Origin of the sequence: Streptosporangium album (genome assembly GCF_014203795.1) — a bacterium.
Lineage (GTDB): Bacteria > Actinomycetota > Actinomycetes > Streptosporangiales > Streptosporangiaceae > Streptosporangium > Streptosporangium album.
In genome coordinates, this window is record NZ_JACHJU010000001.1 from 3,741,487 (window position 1) to 3,759,944 (window position 18,458).

The following is an 18,458-nucleotide window of genomic DNA, read 5'->3' on the forward strand; positions in this document are numbered from 1 at the left end:
TCAGTGTGGGATCAACCAGAGCAAAGGGGCAGAGGCGGTCAGGGTGACGGAGAAGGCGACGATGCTGTAGCGGACCCGGCGGGGCAGGCACGGGCCGGGGGTGACGAGGCGCTCGACCCGGGCCATCACCGCCGAGGAGGAGCCGGCCGCTCCCAGCGCTCCGTTCGGGGTCGGCACCGCGCCCGCCGTACCGAAGCGGAGCAGTGCGGTGGCCAGGCGGCGCGGGGAGCAGTAGCGGCGGGCGACGTCGTCGGCGGCCATCTCCACCAGCAGGCTGACCTCGTCCTGCACGGTCGCGATAAACCGCGACCAGGGCAGCGCCCGGCGCAGCGCGGCGAAGGGGAGCAGCACCAGGTCGTGGCGCTCGCGGACGTGCGCGCTCTCGTGGGCGAGCACCGCGGTCAGCTCGTCGGCGGACAGCAGCTTCAGGGTGCCCGCGCTGACGACGACCTGGGAGCGGAGACCGGGCACGCAGTAGGCGGTGGCCCCCGGGTGGTCGACCACCCGCACGCCGGGGACTCCGGGGTCCTCGCGGGCGACGAGGGTGAGCAGGACACGGTGGCGGTGCCGGGCGCGGAGCGTCTGCACGCCCGCGGTCAGCAGCACCATGACCAGCACGGCGAGTGCGGTCAGCCCGGCGACGAGGGCCAGGATCCGCGGCAGGTCGTAGGGTTCGAGCGGGCCGTCCCCGTCGCCGAGCGCGGCGGCGGCGAAGGCGGCCAGGCCGTGCAGCACGCCCTGGCCGTAGGGCTCCAGGGCATAGGCGAGCAGCGCGCCGGTTCCGGCAAGGCCCCAGGTTACGCCGAGCGCCTGCCACAGGACGATGGCGACATGCGGGGCACGGTAGGTCCACCGCGCCCGGGCGAACCGCCAGGCGCCAACCGCGCAGACCAGGGCGAGTGTCGCCAGGACTGCCGCGGTTATCACTCGTCCTCCAGCTCCGTCAGTGCTCTGCGCAGGATCTCCGCCTCGTTGCCGGAGACGGCCTGGGCGAATCGGGTAAGGGCGGCCGACCGGTCTCCGGTCAGGTCGAGTGCTTCAAGCATAAGCTCTGCGATGTACGCGTCGCGGCTCTCCGCGGGTTCGTACCGCCACGCGCGCCCGTCGCGGGTGCGGTGCAGGAACCCCTTGCGGGTGAGCCGGTCGAGCACGGTCATCACGGTGGTGGGCGCGAGATCCCGGTCGGCGATGAGACGCCCGACCTCGCGCGCGGTCACCGCGGTTGGCTGTGCCCAGATGATGTCCATGATGCTGCGTTCCAGCTCGCCGAGACCCTTCACGAGGACAAGCCTAACTCCTGCACCACGAGGGGTAGTACTACGGGTTGTCGAGTTTCCTGGATCGGCGGGAAACCCCGGGCTGACGGTGTCCCGACGTTCGGCGTCCGGCGCCGGAGCCGCGTCCGGCGGGCGGAGCCTGTGACGGTCGTCAGGGGTGAAGTCACGATCAACGGCACTTACCTGCGAAAACGCAGATTTCTATGGTTGGGCCATGGAGAAAACGGCGGTTGAGTTCCGCGAGGTGAGCAGGCGGTACGGCCAGACGCAGGCGCTGGACGCGGCGGGCTTCACGGTCACGCGCGGGGAGACGGTGGCCCTGCTGGGGCACAACGGGGCGGGCAAGTCCACGGCGGTGGCGCTGATGCTCGGGCTGGCCCGGCCGGACGGCGGACGGATCCGGATCCTGGGCGACTCCCCGGCGCGGGCGGTCGCCGGGGGCCGGGTCGGCGCGATGCTGCAGAGCGGCGGGCTGCCCGACGGCGCCTCGATCCGCGACATAGTCCGGCTGGCCTGCGGGCTGTACGGCAACCGGCGGACGGTCGCCGAGGTCCTGGCGCTGGCCGGGCTGACCGGGCTGGCGGGGCGCCGGGCGGACGCGCTGTCGGGCGGGCAGGCGCAGCGGGTCCGCTTCGCGATCGCGGTCGCGGGCCGCCCGGAGCTGCTCTTCCTGGACGAACCGACCGTGGCGATGGACGCGCAGGCCCGTCGTGATTTCTGGCAGGTCGTTCACACCCTCCGGCACGACGAGGGCGTGACCGTCGTGTTCGCCACCCACTACCTGGAGGAGGCCGACCAGTTCGCCGACCGGATCGTGGTGCTCGGCCACGGCCGGGTGGTCGCGGACGCCGCCCCCGCAACGATCAAGGCCCTGGCGGGCGGGCGGATCATCCGCTGCGTGCTGCCCGCGCCCGAGCCGCGGCGGTTGCTGGCCCTGCCGGGCGTGGTGGACGTGACCGTCCGCGGCGAGCAGGTGGAGCTGCGGACCGACGACGCCGACCAGACGGTGGGCGCCCTCTACAGCGTGATCGGCGGAGTGCGCGACCTGGAAGTGACCGGCGCCGGTCTCGACGAAGCACTGATCCTTCTGTCTTCCGGAAAGGCGGCGTAATGTTTTCTCTCGTGCGGTTCGAGATCGTTCGCGCTCTGCGCAACGTGAAGTACCTGGTGTTCCTGGTGGCCGTCCCGATCGGCTTCTACCTGATGTGGGGACGCGGCTCGGATGCGGCCCTGGTGGCGATGGCGGTCTACGCCGCGACCGGCGGGGCGCTGATGGCCGCGGGCGGCGGGGTCGCCGACGACCGCGCCCAGGGCTGGCTGCGGCAGCTACGGGTCACCCCGCTGTCGGGCGCGCAGTGGCTGGCCGGGCGGGTCGTGCTCGGCGTCGTGATGACCCTGCCCGGCATCGCCGGCGTCTGCCTGGCGGCGATCCTGGTCGGCCACGCCGACCTGCCGCCCGCTCGATGGGCCGCGCTGGCGGGAGTCCTGCTCGCCGGGTCGCTGCCGTTCTGCCTGCTGGGGCTGTTCCTCGGGCTGACCCTGCGCGGCAAGACCGCCCAGCTCGGCATCGTGGTGGTCTTCTTCGCCCTGGCCGCGCTCGGTGGCGTGATCGGCCAGGGCGACCTGCCCGGCATCTGGCAGCGGATCCGCGAGCTCACCCCCTCCCACAGCCTGCTGCTGTACGGCGGCGCGGCGGCGGACGGGCAGGCGGTGAGCCTCACCCCCGCCGGAGTCCTGGTGGCCTGGGCGGTGCTGGCCGGTGCGGCGGTGCTGGCGCGGCGGCGCTGGAGCTCCGGCACGTGACCACCGCCGGAACGGACCACGAGACCCGGCAGGCCGAGCCTGCCGGGTCCTCCGGCATGGAGGACGAGAGCAGGATCGCCCGCATATGGTCGGCCCGTGACCGGTCCCGGTCCCTGCTGCTGGTGGCCGCCACCGTCTGGGCCTCGGCCGCTCAGGCGGCCGGCGGCGCGCCTCTGTGGCTGACGGTCTCCGCGATCGTCCTGGGGATCCTGATCTGCGTCCTGGGCCTGATGGTCCGGCTCACCACCGAGCCGCGGGCGTGGTGGCCGCGGTTCGCCGTCCTCGTCGCGGCCACGCTCCTCCTCACCGTCGTGGCCGGTCCTCCGTGGGCGGTGACCACCGCCTGGGCCACCACCGCCGCCGGATGGGGACCTGTCCGGCGGGCGCGGCCGTACATCGCCGGCCTGGGCCTGTCCGCGGGCCTGCTCGCCTTCGCCGGGGGCGCGGACGCCGGGCTCGCCCTGGTGTTGTGCGGGTTCGTCACGCTCGTGGGCGTGTTCGCCCTCCAGGCCAGACGCGCCGCCGAGCTGATGACCGAGCTGCGGGAGACCAAGCAGGCGCTGGCCCGGCTGGCGGTCGTCGAGGAACGCAACCGGATCGCGCGCGACCTGCACGACCTGGTCGGCCACAGCCTGTCGGTGGTGGCGGTGAAGACCGAGCTGGCCCGCCGCCTGCTCCCGATCGACGCCGGCCGTACCGACGGCGAGCTGAAGGACATCGACGCCATCGTGCGCCGCGCCCTGTCGGAGGTACGGCAGGCGGTCACGGGCTACCGGCAGCCGGCGCTCGCGGCCGAGCTGTCGTCCGCCGTTCAGGCGGCCCTGGCGGCCGGCGTCCACTGTGAGATCTCCTGCCCGGACTCCTGGGAGCTGCCGGTGGCCGTCGAGGGGCTGCTGGCCTGGACGGTCCGCGAGGGGATCACCAACGTGCTGCGGCACAGCGGCGGCTCCCGCTGCTGGATCACGGTGACCGAGGGGGCCGTCGAGATCGCCGACGACGGCACGGCCGTACGGATCGACGAGGACCGGCCGGGCAACGGCCTGACCGGACTGAGCGAGCGTGCCCGTGCTCTGGGCGGATCCCTGTCCGCAGGCAGGCGTGAGGTGGGCGGTTTCCGGCTACGGGTGGAGGTACCGAGGTGATCCGGTTGTTCCTGGCCGAGGACCAGAACATGTTCCGCGGCGCGATGGCCACCCTGCTGGGCCTGGAGGAGGACTTCGAGGTGGTCGGCGACGTCGCCCGAGGCGACGAGGTCGTCGCCGCGTGCGAGCGACTCCGGCCCGACGTGGCCCTGCTCGACATCGAGATGCCCGGACTGGACGGCCTGGAGGCCGCCAGAAGGCTCCGTACGGCGGCGCCGGAGACGAAGGTCGTGATCGTGACCACCTTCGGCAGGCCCGGCTACCTGCACGCGGCGATGGCCGCCGGAGCCCGCGGCTTCCTCATCAAGGACACCCCGGTCACCGAGCTGGCCGTGGCCATCCGGAAGGTCGCCGCGGGCGCCCAGGTCGTCGACCCGGCACTGGCCGTCGCGGCTCTGAGCGAGGGCGCCAGCCCGCTCACCCCGCGAGAGAAGGACGTCCTGGCGGCCGCCCGCGGCCATGGCACCATCGCCGACATCGGACGCGACCTGTACCTCTCGCCCGGGACCGTCCGCAACCATCTGTCGGCGGCCATCCAGAAGCTCGGCGCGCGGACCAGGACCGAGGCCATCGACATCGCCTCGTCGAAGGGATGGCTGTGACGACCGTCCTGGGTGAGGTCACGACTCATGACACTTATCAGGCGATCTGCGAATTCGTAACGTAAAGAGCATGACGGACACCACCTGGAAGATCTCCCTCCTCGGCGGCCTGAAGCGGCGCGGCCTGAAGCGGATACCCGAGCACACGATCGTCATCACCGGTGTCGGCGGAGCCGACCTCGACCTCACCGGTGCCACCCCGCCCGGTGACCGGTTCACCCTGACCAAGGTGTCCCTCGCCGGAGGCGTCAAACTCGCCGTTCCCGCGGGCGTCCGCGTCGAGGTCAAAGGCTTCCACCCGTTCGGCCGCCACGTCGAACGCGGCACAGAGGACTCCGGCGCCCCTGTGTTCAAGGTCCGCGCCTACACCCTGTTCGGCGGCGTCCGGATCCGCCGGACCGTCTGAGGGCCGCCGTCCGGCCACGCCGGGCGGCGGCACCGGCGACCTCTCCCGGTCGCGCCGGTGTCCTGAGGAGGTCAGTGCCGGTCGGGCCCGCCGGTGAGTCCTGGGGCGACGGCCGCCCAGGGGAGCGTGAGCTCGCCGAGCCTCCAGCGGGCGGGGCCGCCGAGCGGGGGGCGCTCCACCACGGGCCAGGTTCTCGACAGCATCCGCACGGCGGAGATCCACCGCTGGCGGGAGCCGTACGGGCTCAGGGGGGCGTTGACCGCCCACGCGTGATCGAAGTCGCGCAGGAAGGCGTGGATGGGCTCGCCGGGGACGTTGCGGTGGATCAGCGCCTTGGGCAGGCGTTCGGCCAGGTCGGAGGGGCGTTCGAAGCCGCCGAACCGGGTGGAGAAGGTCAGGGTCCGGGGGCCGGAGCCGTCGAGCCCGGCCCAGACCGCGCGGTGGCCCACCTCCGAGCAGGTGCCCTCGACGATCACCCCGCCCGGGGCGACCCCCCCGCGGAGCATCGTCCAGTGGTCCCACGCCTCGGCCTCGCCGTACTGCCGCAGCACGTTGAACGCCCGGACCAGCAGGGGCGGACGGCTCACCGGCAGTTCGAAGCCGCCCAGCGCGAAGGACAGCCCCGGGCGTTCGTACGGCTTGGCCGCCGCCACCCTGGCCGGGTCGATCTCGATGCCGACGACCTCGACCGGCGGGCAGACCCTCCGCAGCCGCAGGAACAGCTCCAGGGTCGTGGTGTGCGAGGCCCCGTAGCCGAGATCGACCACCAGCGGGCGGTCCGCCGAGCGCAGGAGGCGGCCGTGGACGGCGGCGATCCACCGGTCGGCCCGCCGCAGCCGGTTGTGTCCCGTCGTCCCCCTGGTGATCGCCCCGATCGGTCTCCCCATGTCAGACGCGGTGGATCTTGTACTGGGCGGCTTGGGCGCGGGGACGGATGACCAGGCGGTCGATGTTCACGTGGGCGGGACGGGTGACGCACCACGCCACGGCGTCGGCCACGTCGTCGGCCGACAGCGGGCCGGGGACGCCCTGGTAGACGCGGTCGGCGGCGGCGGAGTCGCCGCGGAAGCGGTTGAGGGCGAACTCCTCGGTGTGGACCATGCCGGGGGCGATCTCGATGATCCGGACCGGTTCGCCGCACAGCTCCAGCCGGAGCACCTCGGCCATCGAGCTCTGGGCGTGCTTGGCCGCGTTGTAGCCGCCGCCCCCCTCGTAGGAGACCAGCCCGGCGACCGAGGTCAGCATCACCAGCACCCCGTCGCCCGACTCGACGAGGCGGGGCAGCAGCGCCTGCGTGACGCGGAGCGAGCCCAGCACGTTGATGTCGTACATCCTCTGCCAGTCGGCCACGTCCCCGCTCGCCACCGGCTCCAGGCCGACCGCGCCGCCCGCGTTGTTGACCAGCACGTCGCAACGGTCCAGGGAGGCGGCGAGTTCGTCGACGGACTCCTGGGAGGTCACGTCCAGGGTCACCGCGCGGATCCCGGGCACCTCGGCGGCCAGCTTGTCCAGCCGGTCCCGGCGTCGCGCGGCGGCCACCACGTCGAAACCCTCGGCGGCCAGGCGGCGGGCCGTCGCCTCACCGATCCCGCTGCTGGCACCTGTCACCACTGCTGTCCTGTTCATGGCTCTCCATCCTGCCAGGGGCGGTACCCTGCCCGGCCTGGTGTGTCCATATGACGGGAATATTACGAAGTAGTGGAGGGTTAGATCCCTCTCGGAGGTGATGTCGGTGAGGCGACGACGGGTCAACCGAGTCGCGACGATCAGCATGCACACGTCTCCCCTGGACCAACCGGGGACCGGAGACGCGGGCGGCATGAACGTCTACATCGTGGAGGTGGCCAAACGTCTGGCCAAGCTGGGCGTGGAGGTCGAGATCTTCACCCGGCAGACATCCCGAGACCTGCCGCCGGTCGCCGAACTCGCCCCGGGCGTCTCGGTCCGTCACGTCACCGCCGGGCCGTACGAGGAGCTCGACAAGGGCGACCTGCCCGGCCAGCTCTGCGGTTTCCTGTCGGGCGTGCTGCGCACCGAGGCCATGTACGACCCGGGCCGCTACGACGTGATCCACTCCCACTACTGGCTCTCCGGCCAGGTGGGCTGGCTGGCCAAGGAGCGCTGGGGCGTGCCGCTGGTGCACACCATGCACACCATGGCCAAGGTCAAGAACCTCCTGCTCGCCGAGGACGACCGGCCCGAGCCGACCGCCCGCGTGCTGGGCGAGGAACAGGTCGTCCAGGTGGCCGACCGGCTGGTGGCCAACACACCGACCGAGGCCCAGGAGCTCATCGACCTCTACGGCGCCGCCCCCGGCCGTGTCGAGGTCGTCAACCCCGGGGTGAACCTCACGGTCTTCCAGCCCGCGTCCAAGGGCGCGGCCCGCCATCGGCTCGCGCTGCCACAGGACGCCCACGTGCTGCTGTTCGTGGGCCGCGTGCAGCCGCTCAAGGGCCCCGACGTGCTGCTGCGCGCCGCGGCCCGGATGCTCGTCGACGACCCCTCGCTCCGCTCCACGCTCCTCGTCGCCTGCGTCGGCGGTCCCAGCGGCAACGGGCGGGCCCGGCCCTCCTATCTCACCGACCTCGCCGTCTCCCTGGGCATCTCCGACGTGGTCAGGATCGTCCCCCCGGCGCCCCAGTACGAACTGGCCGACTGGTACCGCGCGGCCGACGTGACGGTGGTCCCCTCGCACAACGAGTCGTTCGGCCTGGTCGCCCTGGAATCCCAGGCCTGCGGCACGCCGGTCGCCGCGGCGTCCGTGGGCGGCCTGCGCACCGCCGTACGCGACGGTGTCTCCGGCGTGCTCGTCGAGGGCCACGACCCGCATGACTGGGCGCGGGTGCTCGGCCGGTTCGTGCACCGGCCGGCCTGGCGGGACACGCTCTCGACGGGGGCGGTGACCCAGGCCGCGACCTTCGGCTGGTCGGCCACCGCGGCCCGGCTCGCGGACGTCTACGCGGGCGCGATGGCGAACCTGCACCGCACGCCGGTCGCGGTCAACTGCTCGTAGGCTTGGGCGTATGCGTGAAGTGATCGAGGCGGCGCTGAAAGGCGCGGAGGTCTCCTACGAGGAGCCCCGGCCCGGGGCCTTCCTGGCGAAACTCCCCGGCCAGCACAAGCTCGCGACCATGACGTGGCTGATCGTGGGGGACCAGGCCCTGCACGTGGAGGCGTTCTTCTGCCGCCAGCCCGACGAGAACCACGCCGACTTCTACCGCTGGCTGCTGACCAAGAACGGCTCCACGTACGGCGTGCACTTCGCCCTCGACGCGGTCGGCGACGTCTATCTCGTCGGCCGGATCCCGCTGGCGGCGGTCTCCGAAGACGAGATCGACCGGCTGCTCGGCTGCGTGCTCACCTACTCCGACGAAGGCTTCGACCGGGCGCTGGAACTGGGCTTCGCCTCCTCGATCCGGCGCGAGTGGGAGTGGCGCGCCAAGCGCGGCGAGTCGCTCGCCAACCTCCAGGCGTTCGCCCGGTTCGCCGATCCAGAGCGCTGAGCCCCCTCCGGGCCGGGCCGCCGGGGTCCCTCCCGGCCCCCGGGCACGGGGCGGATGGCCCACTAAGCTTGTCCGTATGGCGACTTTGGTGCTGCTGCGGCACGGTGAGAGCGAGTGGAACGCTAAGGGTCTGTTCACCGGGTGGGTGGACGCGGGGCTCTCGGCCGCGGGCGAGGAGGAGGCGCGGCGCGGCGGCCGGCTGCTGCTGGAGGCCGGAGTGCGGCCCGACGTGGTCCACACCTCGGTGCTGACCCGGGCCATCCAGACGGCCAACCTCGCGCTGGGCGCCGCCGACCTGCTCTGGCTGCCCGTCACTCGCTCCTGGCGGCTCAACGAGCGTCACTACGGCGCGCTGCAGGGCAAGGACAAGGCGCAGACCCGCGCTGAGTTCGGCGACGAGCAGTTCATGCTCTGGCGCAGGTCCTACGACACCCCGCCGCCCCCGATCGCCGACGACGACGAGTTCTCGCAGATCGGCGACGCGCGCTACGCGTCACTGCCGGACGAGCTGCTGCCGAGGACCGAGTGCCTCAAGGACGTCGTCGACCGCATGCTGCCCTACTGGTACGACCAGATCGTGCCGGACCTGTCGGCGGGCAGGACCGTCCTGGTCGTCGCGCACGGCAACTCGCTGCGCGCGCTGGTCAAGCACCTCGACGGGATCGGCGACGACGAGATCGCCGGGCTCAACATCCCCACCGGCATCCCGCTCCGCTACGAGCTGGACGACGACTTCCGCCCCGTGACCAAGGGCGGCCTGTATCTCGACCCCGAGGCCGCCGAGGCCGCCATCAAGGCCGTGGCCAACCAGGGCAAGTAGTTCCGGGGACGGGCCGGCCGGAAACCATGACGGGGAAGGACCCGGTGGGTCCTTCCCCGTTCTCAGGCCGTCCGCCGCCACGGGGCGGGGCCGCCGGACCTCACCGGAGGTCGGCGTCCTGCGTCCGGGATCCGGTCACCAGGTAGACCACGTCCTGGGCGACGCGGACCGCGTGGTCGGCATAGCGCTCGTAGTAACGGCCGATCAGCGTCACGTCGATGGCCGGCTCGACGCCGTACTTCCAGTCGTCGGCCATCAGCACCTTGAACAGCTTGCGGTGCAGCTTGTCCATCGCGTCGTCGTCGGCCTCCAGCTCCAGGGCGGACTCCACGTCGCGCGAGGCGATGCAGCTGCCCGTCTTGGTGATCAGACGCTCGGCGATCTGTCCCATCTCCAGGATGGTGGAGCGGATCTCCGGCGGGATCGCCGACTCCGGATGACGCAACCGGGCGACCTTGGCCACATGCTCGGCCAGGTCACCCATCCGCTCCAGGTCGGTGCCCATCCGCAGGGCCACGACGATCGTCCGGAGGTCCACGGCCACCGGCTGCTGCCGGGCCATCAGATCGAAGATCGACGCCTCGATCTCCGCGAAGATCCGGTCGACCTCCTCGTCCTGGGAGATGACGGTCTCCGCGAGCTGGAGGTCGGAGTCGAGCAGGGCCGTGGTGGCCCTGGAGATCGCCGACCTCACCAGGCGGGTCATTTCGACCAGCCGGTCAGTGAGGGCATCGAGTTCTTCGTGGTAGGCGTCGCGCATGGCCCTCAACGTACGCGCGCGACGGTGAACGAACCTCGACCGTAAAGTGAACTTTGTGGGAAAGGCAATGGTCATGCCCTCATGAGCAGCCTGAACGGCAAAACCCCCGCCTACCATCGAGGGCGTGAAGCCGACAGGAGGATCACGTGAGTGAGCTGATGGCGAGTCTGGCCGCGCTGGCCGGTTTCGTCGTGGGAGCGCTGGCCGTGATGGTCGTCCGCCATAACACGGGCCAGCAGAGGATGACGACGCCGGTGGACGACGTCGAACCCGGCGCGTTGCCCCAGGGGGTCGCCTCCGTGCTGGCCGTACTGCCGTCATCGGCGGTCGTGCTGGACAAGGAGGACCGGGTGCTGCGGGCCAGTTCGGCCGCGCGGGCGTTCGGCCTGGTCAAGGGGGATCACCTGATGGCAGCCGAGCTGCTCGCGCTGGCCAGGCAGGTGCGCAGGGACGGCGAGATCCGCGAGAGCGAGATCGAGGTGGCCGGATTCAAGTTCGGCCAGGACTCGACCAACTTCGCGGTCAGGGTCGCCCCTCTGGGCTCCTACGGCCAGGTGCTCGTGCTCGCCGAGGACCAGACCGAGCACCGGCGCGTCGAGGCGGTCCGCCGTGACTTCGTCGCCAACGTGAGCCACGAGCTCAAGACGCCGGTGGGCGCGCTGTCGCTGCTGGCGGAGACCATCCAGGACGCGGCCGACGACCCCGAGGCGGTCACCCGCTTCGCCGGGCGCATGCAGCACGAGGCCGCCCGCCTCACCTATCTGGTTCAGGACCTCATCACGCTCTCCCGGATCCAGGGAGCCGAGCCCATCCCCACTCCCGGCCCGGTCCCGATAGACGAGGCCGTGCACGAGGCCATCGACCGCTGCAACACCACGGCGGCGGCCAAGGACATCGCGCTCGTCGCCGGCGGCGCGGAGGGCCTGCAGATCTGGGGCGACGACGAGCTCCTCGTCACCGCGCTCCGCAACCTCATCGACAACGCGGTGGCCTACAGTCCCGAGCACACCAGAGTCGTGGTCAGCGCGCGACCGGCGGGCCCGCACACCGAGTCCGTCGAGATCAGCGTGAGCGACCAGGGCATCGGCATCCCCGAGAGCGCCCAGGAACGGATCTTCGAGCGGTTCTTCCGCGTCGACGCCGCCCGCTCGCGCGCGACCGGTGGCACGGGCCTCGGCCTGGCCATCGTCAAGCACGTCGCCGCCGCCCACAACGGCGCGGTCACCGTGTGGAGCAAGGAGGGCTCCGGCTCCACCTTCACCCTCCGCCTGCCCGCCTTCGGCGGCATGGCGGTAGCCGTACCCGGTACCACCACCATCCCCATGGAGGCCGCGCAGTGACTCGCGTGCTTGTCGTCGAGGACGAGGAGTCGTTCTCCGACGCCCTGTCCTACATGCTGCGCAAGGAGGGCTTCGAGGTCGCGGTCGCGGCCACCGGCCCCGAGGCGCTGGAGACGTTCGACCGCAATGGCGCCGACCTGGTGCTGCTCGACCTGATGCTGCCGGGCCTGCCCGGCACCGAGGTCTGCCGCTCTCTCCGCCAGCGTTCCAGCGTTCCCGTGATCATGCTCACCGCCAAGGACAGCGAGATCGACAAGGTCGTCGGACTCGAGCTCGGCGCGGACGACTACGTGACCAAGCCGTTCTCGTCGCGGGAGCTGGTGGCACGCATCCGCGCGGTGCTGCGCCGCCAGGGCGACGTGGAGGAGGTGGAGACGGCCGTGCTGAGCGCCGGGCCGGTCCGGATGGACGTGGACCGCCACATCGTCGCGGTCCGCGGCGCTCAGGTGCAGCTCCCCCTGAAGGAGTTCGAGCTGCTGGAGGTGCTGCTGCGCAACGCCGGCCGGGTGCTCACCCGCGGACAGCTCATCGACCGCGTCTGGGGCGCCGACTACGTGGGCGACACCAAAACCCTGGACGTGCACGTCAAGCGGCTGCGCGCCAAGGTGGAGTCCGACCCCTCCAACCCACGCTGCATCCTCACCGTCCGAGGGCTGGGATACAAGTTCGACCCCGCCGAGGGCTGAGGGATCCCGGAGGCTTTCCGGGCGCCGTCCCGGAGGCGTTCCGGGGCGTGAAGGGCTTTCCAGGAGGCTTTCCTGGAGGTGCGGAGGGGGTGTACGGCCCGCGGGCCGTACACCCCCTCCTGGGCGCGTTCCCAGAGGTTCTAGTGGTCACCCTCGGCGTGCTCCGCGGTGGAGGACGGCGTCGCCGTCGGCGTCGGGGCCGCGGTGGCACCCGGAGCCTGCGGGAGCTGGGTGAACTCACGGCTGCGGGTGATGACCGGGACCGTGAGCGGGATGACGCCCGCGTTGGCGAACTGCAGCTGCACCGGGATGCTCTCGCCGCCGCTGAGGGGCTTCTTGAGCCCTTCGATAAGGATCGTGGTCGTGGGCTTGCCGACGTTCACCCGCTGCCCGGCGGGGAGGTCGACCGGGGCGGTGACCTTGGCGGTGCCGACGGCCGGGTCGACGCCGACCCCGAGGAGCCGGTCGGCCCCCTGGTTGGTGTTCACCATCGACAGGTAGAGCGGCGTCGATCCGCCGGCGGGCAGGGCCGCGCCGGAGTCCGGGCCCAGGAAGAACCCCTGGGAGACGTCGATCCCCTTGACCTTGGCGACGAGGGCCTCGGTGGGCGCGTAGGGCTTGTTGGTGTTCGCGTCGGATCCGGCGCCACAGCCGGCCAGGACCGGGGCGGCTGCGAGGAACGCGGCGGCGGCGATCGCCCAGTGACGGCGGTTGCGGGTCACGGCGTGCATTCTCCTTGTCACACAAGAGGTAGGGCAGAGCCAACCCTATCCGTGAGCTTTGCCGGGTTTTCCGGCGGCCCGCCTGATCATCGGGGAGCGGGTAACGCAGGTCATGAACCCTTTTCTCCCCCTTGATTCATAGAGTCCGGCTCTTGTCAAGCCCTTAAATGCCGCTTTGACCTGCAGTTATGGTGATTTCACTGTTCCGGGAGGCTGTGGATACGTGGTACTCTTGAGTACAGCGGAAGGGGTACTTGTCACATGACTTTCCAGGTCGGCGACACTGTCGTCTACCCCCACCACGGGGCTGCTCGGATCGAGGCAATCACGACCCGAACCATCAAAGGTGAGGAAAGGACCTACCTGGTTCTCAAGGTCGACAAGGGCGACCTTACCGTCCAGGTGCCGGCTGACAACGCAGAACTCGTGGGTGTTCGCGATGTCGTCGGTCAAGAGGGCCTTGAGCGCGTTTTCGACGTGCTTCGCATGCCTCACACCGAAGAGCCCACGAACTGGTCCCGCCGCTACAAGGCCAACCTGGAGAAGCTGGCGTCCGGTGACGTCAACAAGGTGGCCGAGGTCGTCCGCGACCTGTGGCGACGAGACAAGGAGCGCGGACTCTCCGCAGGAGAGAAGCGAATGCTGGCCAAGGCCCGGCAGATCCTGGTCAGCGAGCTCGCGCTCGCCGAGAAGACCAACGAGGACAAGGCCGAGGCCCTGCTCGACGAGGTTCTCAACTCCTGAACACGACATTTCCGCGGGTGGGCGTCGGAGTCGACGTCCACCCGTTCGCATCCGGGCGCGAGCTGCACCTCGCCGGCCTGCACTGGCCGGGTGAGACCGGCCTCGACGGGCACTCCGACGGCGACGCCGCCGCCCACGCCGCCTGTGACGCGCTGCTGTCCGCGGCGGGTCTCGGCGACCTCGGCGGCCTGTTCGGCACCTCCGACCCCCGCTGGGCAGGCGCCTCCGGCGCCTCCCTGCTGGAGGAGGCCGCCCGTAAGGTGCGCGCCGCCGGCTTCGAGATCGGCAACGTGGCCATCCAGGTCATCGGGAACCGGCCGAAGCTGGCTCCCCGCCGTGCGGAGGCCGAGAAGGCCCTCAGCGACGCCGTAGGGGCGCCCGTGAGCGTCAGCGCCACCACGACCGACGGCCTGGGACTCACCGGGCGTGGCGAGGGCGTGGCGGCCATGGCGACCGCGATCGTGGTGAACCGGAACCCGGGTTCACGCGTCTCCTGATACGGAACGCGCAAGCGCTCCGACGGGCGAGGTGAAATGCCCGTCGACACATTCGAGGCGGTGGCCCGTCACTGGCGCGGTACGGGCCACCTCCTTTTTTGAATGATCTGTGAATGTCCTGGGTAGCTCCCTGTTGACCATGTCTCGTCACCGGGGGGAGCAGGGCATGATCGGCTCGATTGTTTCCGCGATCGTCATCGGAGCCATCGTCGGAGCATTGGCACGGCTTCTCATTCCTGGGCGGCAGAAGCTCTCGATAGGCATGACCCTCAGCGTGGGCATCGTCGCCGCACTCGTCGGCACGCTCATCGCGGGTCTCCTCGGTTTCGCCAACACGCCCGGAATCGACTGGTGGGAACACCTCCTGCAACTGGTGCTGGCGGTGGCCGCAGTGCTGGTCGTGGTCCAAATGCGCGCGAACAAGGCGCGCTGACCGGGAAATTTACCGTTTCCAGGGATATTCTTTACCTGGTGGGTATCCATCTTCCTGTGAGAGTGAAGGTCACCTCACTGGGAGGTTGATGATATGACCATCGCATCCATTCTGGGGGCCATCGTCATCGGCGCCGTCATCGGCGTCCTCGGCCGTCTCCTGCTTCCCGGTAGGCAACCGATCGGATGGATCCTGACCATCCTGGTCGGCATCGTCGCCGCCCTCATCGGTACCGCGATCGCCCAGGTTCTCGGCGTCGCCACCACCAACGGCATCGACTGGATCGAGCTCGTCATGCAGGTCGTCCTGGCCATGGTCGGCGTCGGCCTCGTCGCCGGTCTCAAGCGGTCCAGGGGCTAGACAGCGGCTAGACAGCGGCTAGACAGCAGGGTGAACCACCCCGGCGACTTCACCGAGGGCCGGTCCGTTGTCGGACGGAGAACGGCGGCTGTGACACGCCTGGCCGCTCCGGCTCCTCCCGCCCCCGGTCTGACCTCCGGGCCCCGCCACCCCGGCCTTCAGACCGGGGAGTGACTGTCCGGATCCCGCGGTCCCGAGCCTCTCAGACCGAGGGGGCGGGGCCTGGAAACAGGCCGAGAGCGGGCGGGCCCTGGACGGACGGTCGCGCGGCGGCTCACTCCTCCGGCGGGGTGGGCGTGCTGCGCACACGCGTCGAGGGCGGGGGCGTCGTGTCCTCGCCGCCCGGCTCGGACTCGCCGTCCGTCTCCCCGGCCGACTCGACCTGGGGCTCCGAACCGGCGGTCGCCTGTGCGAGGCTCTCCTCGCGATCGGCGGCCTCGGCACCGTGTGCCGGGTCCGGAGACGCCCCCTCCGGCGTCTGCTCCGACATCGTCGGGATCGGCTGGGTGTCGACGTCGCGATCGCCGACCTCGCCCCTCCGGCTCCGATCCCCGTCCCCCTGCTTCCGCGAGGGCTCCGAGCGCTTCTGTGAGGCCTCCGTGCCCGCGTCCCAGGTCTCCACCCGCTCGCTGACCCGGCCCTCGGGCCGTTCCTCCTGCGCTGTCCCCTCCTGTACGGCGGCGCGGGGTGGATGGACGAGCAGATCACCCTGACGGGGCCGGACCAGATCCCCCCAGCGCACAGGCTTCTCCGGGAGCGGAGGGGGTTGGGGAGCGGATTCGGGAGCGGCTCCGGGGGCGGCTCCGGGGGCGGCGAGGTGCTCGGTGGTCGCGGGGCGCTCTGAGGACGCGGGGCGCTTGGGAAGCTCCTCGATCTCGGGCGTCTCCGGAGCGGCCGTAGGGCCGACCACCGGGTTGCCGGACGGCAGGTCGTGGTGCGGCGCCGACTCCAGTGGAGGGGCGGCCTGCGGGTCGAGCACGACCTCGGCGTGAGAGAGCGGGACGGGCTGGACAGACTCTGCCGCCGGAGTCGCGGGCTGGACGGCCGGGGCCGGCTGTGCCGCCGGAGTCGCGGGCCGGCCGCGGTGGGCGGGGTCTGTCGCCGGAGTCGCGGCTTGGTCCCGATGGGCCGGATACTCCGCGGTCGGCACATCGGCGTCCGAGAACGGCACGATGTCGCGGCCATGGCCCGCCGTCGCCGCGTCTGCGGCGGTCCGCCGGGCGGCGGCATGTTTGATCAGCAGGAGCCAGAGCCACAGGGCCATGGCCAGCATCGCCCACGGGGCCACGGCCACCACGACGGCCGCCTGCCGTACGTCCACCGTGGTCCGGGTGGCGGTGGTCACCTCGGCGGCGGCCGCGACGACGAACAGCAGCGTCAGGACCACTCCCGCCTGCAGGCGGACCGGCCACCGCCCGCCCCGCAGCAGCAGGACGCCGATCATCGCGACGGCGAGCAGCGCGTCGAAGGCCGCCGGGTAGAGGTAGGCGAGTCTCTGGCCGGCCTCACCGGCGAGGGCGAAGACGCGCAGGTCTTCGAAGGACAGCACGCACGCGGCGGCGGTGAGCGCGGCCACGCAGACTCCGGCGACGGCGATCCCGGCACCGCGCAGGGTGCGGGCGAGCCGGTCCGGCTTGGCGGGCGGGGGCAGGGGCGAGGACGGGCGGGAGACCAGGTCTGCCGCCGCGGGGGATTTGGCGTCCATGGCGTCCTGAGCCTACAGAATCGGCACCTGACATGATCGAGGGAGGCGCGTCCGATCGTGCGCATCACCCCGGGGCGGTTCTACCTGCGCGGTTGATCCCTGGAAGGGCGTCGCGACACGCCCCACCCACGGATGATCACTAGCGGCATTCGCCGTTAATGACTACAAAAGACATCCCTGGGCAACTTCAACGTCTGGCAACCCGGCTTGTGAGGTGGGGTAAGGCGTTAGCCTTTCCTACGTGAGCCTGCACCTATACGACACCAGCGTACGTACGGTCCGTGAATTCGTTCCGGTCGAACCCGGCCGGGCGTCGATCTACCTGTGTGGCGCCACCGTGCAGGCTCCCCCGCATATCGGGCATATCCGCTCGGGCGTCAATTTCGACGTGCTGCGCCGCTGGATGACCCGCTCGGGTTACCGGGTGACCTTCTGCCGGAACGTTACCGACATCGACGACAAGATCATCCGAGTTGCGGCAGTCGAGGGTGTGCCGTGGTTCGTCGTCGCCGAGCGTAACCAGCGCGCCTTCACCTGGGCCTACGAGGTGCTCGGCTGCCTCCCGCCGACCGTGGAGCCGAGGGCCACCGGTCACGTGCCCGAGATGATCGAGCTGATGGAGCGGTTGATCGAGGCCGGCCACGCCTACGCCGCCGACGGTGACGTCTACTTCGACGTCATGTCCTACGCCGACCGGTACGGCTCGCTGTCCAACCAGAGACCCGAGAACATGCGGGCCGCCGGAGACACCGACACCGATTCCTGCAAGCGGGACCCGCGCGACTTCGCCCTGTGGAAGGGCGAGAAGCCCGGCGAGCCCACCTGGCCCACTCCCTGGGGGCGTGGCCGTCCCGGCTGGCACCTGGAGTGCTCGGCCATGGCGACCAAGTATCTCGGGCCGACCTTCGACATCCACGGCGGCGGCGTCGACCTGATCTTCCCGCACCACGAGAACGAGCTGACCCAGTCGCAGGCCGCCGGTGACGGCTTCGCGCGCTACTGGATGCACAACGGCATGCTCAAGATCGGCGCGGAGAAGATGAGCAAGTCGCTCGGCAACTCCCTGCTGATCCCCGAGGTGACCAAGAAGGTCCGCCCCGTCGAGCTCCGCTACTACCTCGCGGCCCCGCACTACCGCTCGGCGATCGAATACTCCGAGGAGGCGCTGTTCGAGGCCGCCTCGGCCTACCAGCGCATCGAGGGCTTCGTCATCCGGGCGGCCGAGGTCATCCACGACGTGGACGCGCACGCGCCGCTGCCCCAGGCGTTCGTGGACGCGCTCGACGACGACCTGGGCACCCCGCAGGCGCTCGCCGTGGTGCACGAGGTGGTCCGCGAGGGCAACGTCGCCCTGGCGGACGGCAACAAGGAGCAGGTCGCCAGGTTGCTGGCCGAAACGCAGAACATGCTCGACGTGCTCGGGCTGGACCCGCGTTCGGAGCAGTGGCGCTCCTCCGGCGGCGACGCGGGAGGCCTGCGCTCGACCGTCGACGCGCTGGTCAGCGTGGCTCTGGAACAGCGTCAGGCGGCCCGTGCCCGCAAGGACTTCGCGGCGGCCGACGGCATCCGTGACCAGCTCGCCGGAGCCGGGATCCTTGTGGAGGACACCCCCCAAGGTCCTCGTTGGGAACTGTCGCGGTAAAAGCAGGCCGTACCCT

Annotated in this window: 22 protein-coding genes; 15 read left to right on the forward strand and 7 right to left on the reverse strand. The window is 71.0% G+C overall.

Annotated elements, in window-relative coordinates; genetic code table 11:
- Together FHR32_RS17960 and FHR32_RS17965 are read right to left on the reverse strand one after the other, a co-directional pair.
- Positions 1 to 927 (reverse strand): M56 family metallopeptidase, encoded by a 927-nt coding sequence (locus FHR32_RS17960; protein WP_184755355.1) that lies wholly within the window; start codon positions 925 to 927, stop codon positions 1 to 3.
- Positions 924 to 1,280 (reverse strand): BlaI/MecI/CopY family transcriptional regulator, encoded by a 357-nt coding sequence (locus FHR32_RS17965; protein ID WP_184755356.1) that lies wholly within the window; start codon positions 1,278 to 1,280, stop codon positions 924 to 926. The genes FHR32_RS17960 and FHR32_RS17965 overlap by 4 nt, the downstream gene beginning before the upstream one ends.
- 211 nt (positions 1,281 to 1,491) lie before the next feature.
- Here FHR32_RS17965 and FHR32_RS17970 point away from each other — a divergent pair, with 211 nt between their 5' ends.
- The 5 genes from FHR32_RS17970 (at position 1,492) to FHR32_RS17990 (ending at position 5,230) form a co-directional block, all read left to right on the forward strand.
- Positions 1,492 to 2,388, forward strand: coding sequence for an ABC transporter ATP-binding protein (locus tag FHR32_RS17970; RefSeq protein ID WP_184755357.1), 897 nt, complete (start codon positions 1,492 to 1,494; stop codon positions 2,386 to 2,388).
- Between the two features lie 11 nt (positions 2,389 to 2,399).
- Positions 2,400 to 3,080, forward strand: coding sequence for an ABC transporter permease (locus FHR32_RS17975; protein ID WP_184755358.1), 681 nt, complete (start codon positions 2,400 to 2,402; stop codon positions 3,078 to 3,080).
- The gene (locus FHR32_RS46710; RefSeq protein ID WP_184755359.1) at positions 3,077 to 4,222 is read left to right on the forward strand and encodes a sensor histidine kinase; all 1,146 of its coding nucleotides are present in this window, start codon (positions 3,077 to 3,079) and stop codon (positions 4,220 to 4,222) included. Before FHR32_RS17975 ends, FHR32_RS46710 begins: the two co-directional genes overlap by 4 nt.
- On the forward strand, positions 4,219 to 4,824 hold the full coding sequence (locus FHR32_RS17985; protein WP_184755360.1) for a response regulator transcription factor: 606 nt from the start codon (positions 4,219 to 4,221) through the stop codon (positions 4,822 to 4,824). Before FHR32_RS46710 ends, FHR32_RS17985 begins: the two co-directional genes overlap by 4 nt.
- 70 nt (positions 4,825 to 4,894) lie before the next feature.
- Entirely contained in the window at positions 4,895 to 5,230 is a 336-nt protein-coding gene (locus FHR32_RS17990; protein WP_184755361.1) for a hypothetical protein, read from the forward strand.
- Between the two features lie 71 nt (positions 5,231 to 5,301).
- On the opposite strand, the gene FHR32_RS17995 is transcribed toward FHR32_RS17990, so the two are convergent.
- Positions 5,302 to 6,117, reverse strand: a complete 816-nt coding sequence (locus FHR32_RS17995; protein WP_184755362.1) for a class I SAM-dependent methyltransferase — start codon at positions 6,115 to 6,117, stop codon at positions 5,302 to 5,304.
- Position 6,118: 1 nt separating this feature from the next.
- Positions 6,119 to 6,856, reverse strand: a complete 738-nt coding sequence (locus tag FHR32_RS18000; RefSeq protein ID WP_184755363.1) for an SDR family oxidoreductase — start codon at positions 6,854 to 6,856, stop codon at positions 6,119 to 6,121.
- A 100-nt stretch (positions 6,857 to 6,956) separates the two neighbouring features.
- Between FHR32_RS18000 and mshA the strand changes: the two genes are divergently transcribed.
- The 3 genes from mshA (at position 6,957) to FHR32_RS18015 (ending at position 9,553) form a co-directional block, all read left to right on the forward strand.
- Positions 6,957 to 8,243, forward strand: coding sequence for a D-inositol-3-phosphate glycosyltransferase (mshA, locus tag FHR32_RS18005; protein WP_184755364.1), 1,287 nt, complete (start codon positions 6,957 to 6,959; stop codon positions 8,241 to 8,243).
- A gap of 10 nt (positions 8,244 to 8,253) precedes the next feature.
- Entirely contained in the window at positions 8,254 to 8,733 is a 480-nt protein-coding gene (locus tag FHR32_RS18010; protein WP_184755365.1) for a type III secretion system chaperone family protein, read from the forward strand.
- Between the two features lie 76 nt (positions 8,734 to 8,809).
- Complete coding sequence (locus FHR32_RS18015; RefSeq protein ID WP_184755366.1) at positions 8,810 to 9,553, forward strand: phosphoglyceromutase; 744 nt, start codon at positions 8,810 to 8,812, stop codon at positions 9,551 to 9,553.
- 100 nt (positions 9,554 to 9,653) lie between these two features.
- Here the strand turns inward: FHR32_RS18015 and phoU are convergent, their stop codons facing one another.
- Positions 9,654 to 10,313 (reverse strand): phosphate signaling complex protein PhoU, encoded by a 660-nt coding sequence (gene phoU / locus FHR32_RS18020; protein WP_184755367.1) that lies wholly within the window; start codon positions 10,311 to 10,313, stop codon positions 9,654 to 9,656.
- Positions 10,314 to 10,471: 158 nt separating this feature from the next.
- Between phoU and FHR32_RS18025 the strand changes: the two genes are divergently transcribed.
- Both FHR32_RS18025 and FHR32_RS18030 read left to right on the forward strand, forming a co-directional pair.
- Positions 10,472 to 11,653 (forward strand): sensor histidine kinase, encoded by a 1,182-nt coding sequence (locus FHR32_RS18025; RefSeq protein ID WP_184756579.1) that lies wholly within the window; start codon positions 10,472 to 10,474, stop codon positions 11,651 to 11,653.
- Positions 11,650 to 12,339 carry a response regulator gene (locus tag FHR32_RS18030; RefSeq protein ID WP_184755368.1) on the forward strand — a complete coding sequence of 230 codons (690 nt, stop codon included), beginning with the start codon at positions 11,650 to 11,652 and terminating at the stop codon, positions 12,337 to 12,339. Before FHR32_RS18025 ends, FHR32_RS18030 begins: the two co-directional genes overlap by 4 nt.
- 140 nt (positions 12,340 to 12,479) lie before the next feature.
- Here the strand turns inward: FHR32_RS18030 and FHR32_RS18035 are convergent, their stop codons facing one another.
- On the reverse strand, positions 12,480 to 13,061 hold the full coding sequence (locus FHR32_RS18035) for a copper chaperone PCu(A)C domain-containing protein (RefSeq protein ID WP_184755369.1): 582 nt from the start codon (positions 13,059 to 13,061) through the stop codon (positions 12,480 to 12,482).
- Positions 13,062 to 13,322: 261 nt separating this feature from the next.
- Here FHR32_RS18035 and FHR32_RS18040 point away from each other — a divergent pair, with 261 nt between their 5' ends.
- The 4 genes from FHR32_RS18040 (at position 13,323) to FHR32_RS18055 (ending at position 15,095) form a co-directional block, all read left to right on the forward strand.
- Complete coding sequence (locus FHR32_RS18040) at positions 13,323 to 13,805, forward strand: CarD family transcriptional regulator (protein WP_012887713.1); 483 nt, start codon at positions 13,323 to 13,325, stop codon at positions 13,803 to 13,805.
- Between the two features lie 17 nt (positions 13,806 to 13,822).
- The gene (gene ispF / locus FHR32_RS18045) at positions 13,823 to 14,302 is read left to right on the forward strand and encodes a 2-C-methyl-D-erythritol 2,4-cyclodiphosphate synthase (RefSeq protein ID WP_184755370.1); all 480 of its coding nucleotides are present in this window, start codon (positions 13,823 to 13,825) and stop codon (positions 14,300 to 14,302) included.
- Positions 14,303 to 14,468: 166 nt separating this feature from the next.
- Positions 14,469 to 14,735 (forward strand): GlsB/YeaQ/YmgE family stress response membrane protein, encoded by a 267-nt coding sequence (locus FHR32_RS18050; protein ID WP_184755371.1) that lies wholly within the window; start codon positions 14,469 to 14,471, stop codon positions 14,733 to 14,735.
- A gap of 93 nt (positions 14,736 to 14,828) precedes the next feature.
- On the forward strand, positions 14,829 to 15,095 hold the full coding sequence (locus FHR32_RS18055) for a GlsB/YeaQ/YmgE family stress response membrane protein (RefSeq protein ID WP_184755372.1): 267 nt from the start codon (positions 14,829 to 14,831) through the stop codon (positions 15,093 to 15,095).
- A gap of 274 nt (positions 15,096 to 15,369) precedes the next feature.
- Here FHR32_RS18055 and FHR32_RS18060 read toward each other — a convergent pair whose 3' ends face one another.
- The gene (locus FHR32_RS18060) at positions 15,370 to 16,800 is read right to left on the reverse strand and encodes a DUF2637 domain-containing protein (RefSeq protein WP_184755373.1); all 1,431 of its coding nucleotides are present in this window, start codon (positions 16,798 to 16,800) and stop codon (positions 15,370 to 15,372) included.
- Between the two features lie 241 nt (positions 16,801 to 17,041).
- Between FHR32_RS18060 and cysS the strand changes: the two genes are divergently transcribed.
- On the forward strand, positions 17,042 to 18,442 hold the full coding sequence (gene cysS, locus FHR32_RS18065) for a cysteine--tRNA ligase (RefSeq protein WP_184755374.1): 1,401 nt from the start codon (positions 17,042 to 17,044) through the stop codon (positions 18,440 to 18,442).
- Positions 18,443 to 18,458 lie beyond the last annotated feature (16 nt).

What these genes read in the sequence shown, in the direction of transcription:
- FHR32_RS18000 (WP_184755363.1), bottom strand. Translation starts at nt 6,856, where the DNA reads ATGAACAGGACAGCAGTGGTGACAGGTGCCAGCAGCGGGATCGGTGAG.
- FHR32_RS17995 (WP_184755362.1), bottom strand. Translation starts at nt 6,117, where the DNA reads ATGGGGAGACCGATCGGGGCGATCACCAGGGGGACGACGGGACACAAC.
- FHR32_RS18060 (WP_184755373.1), bottom strand. Translation starts at nt 16,800, where the DNA reads ATGGACGCCAAATCCCCCGCGGCGGCAGACCTGGTCTCCCGCCCGTCC.
- FHR32_RS18010 (WP_184755365.1), top strand. Translation starts at nt 8,254, where the DNA reads ATGCGTGAAGTGATCGAGGCGGCGCTGAAAGGCGCGGAGGTCTCCTAC.
- phoU (WP_184755367.1), bottom strand. Translation starts at nt 10,313, where the DNA reads ATGCGCGACGCCTACCACGAAGAACTCGATGCCCTCACTGACCGGCTG.
- FHR32_RS18015 (WP_184755366.1), top strand. Translation starts at nt 8,810, where the DNA reads ATGGCGACTTTGGTGCTGCTGCGGCACGGTGAGAGCGAGTGGAACGCT.
- FHR32_RS18025 (WP_184756579.1), top strand. Translation starts at nt 10,472, where the DNA reads ATGGCGAGTCTGGCCGCGCTGGCCGGTTTCGTCGTGGGAGCGCTGGCC.
- FHR32_RS18040 (WP_012887713.1), top strand. Translation starts at nt 13,323, where the DNA reads ATGACTTTCCAGGTCGGCGACACTGTCGTCTACCCCCACCACGGGGCT.
- FHR32_RS17970 (WP_184755357.1), top strand. Translation starts at nt 1,492, where the DNA reads ATGGAGAAAACGGCGGTTGAGTTCCGCGAGGTGAGCAGGCGGTACGGC.
- FHR32_RS18055 (WP_184755372.1), top strand. Translation starts at nt 14,829, where the DNA reads ATGACCATCGCATCCATTCTGGGGGCCATCGTCATCGGCGCCGTCATC.
- FHR32_RS17990 (WP_184755361.1), top strand. Translation starts at nt 4,895, where the DNA reads ATGACGGACACCACCTGGAAGATCTCCCTCCTCGGCGGCCTGAAGCGG.
- FHR32_RS18050 (WP_184755371.1), top strand. Translation starts at nt 14,469, where the DNA reads ATGATCGGCTCGATTGTTTCCGCGATCGTCATCGGAGCCATCGTCGGA.
- mshA (WP_184755364.1), top strand. Translation starts at nt 6,957, where the DNA reads ATGTCGGTGAGGCGACGACGGGTCAACCGAGTCGCGACGATCAGCATG.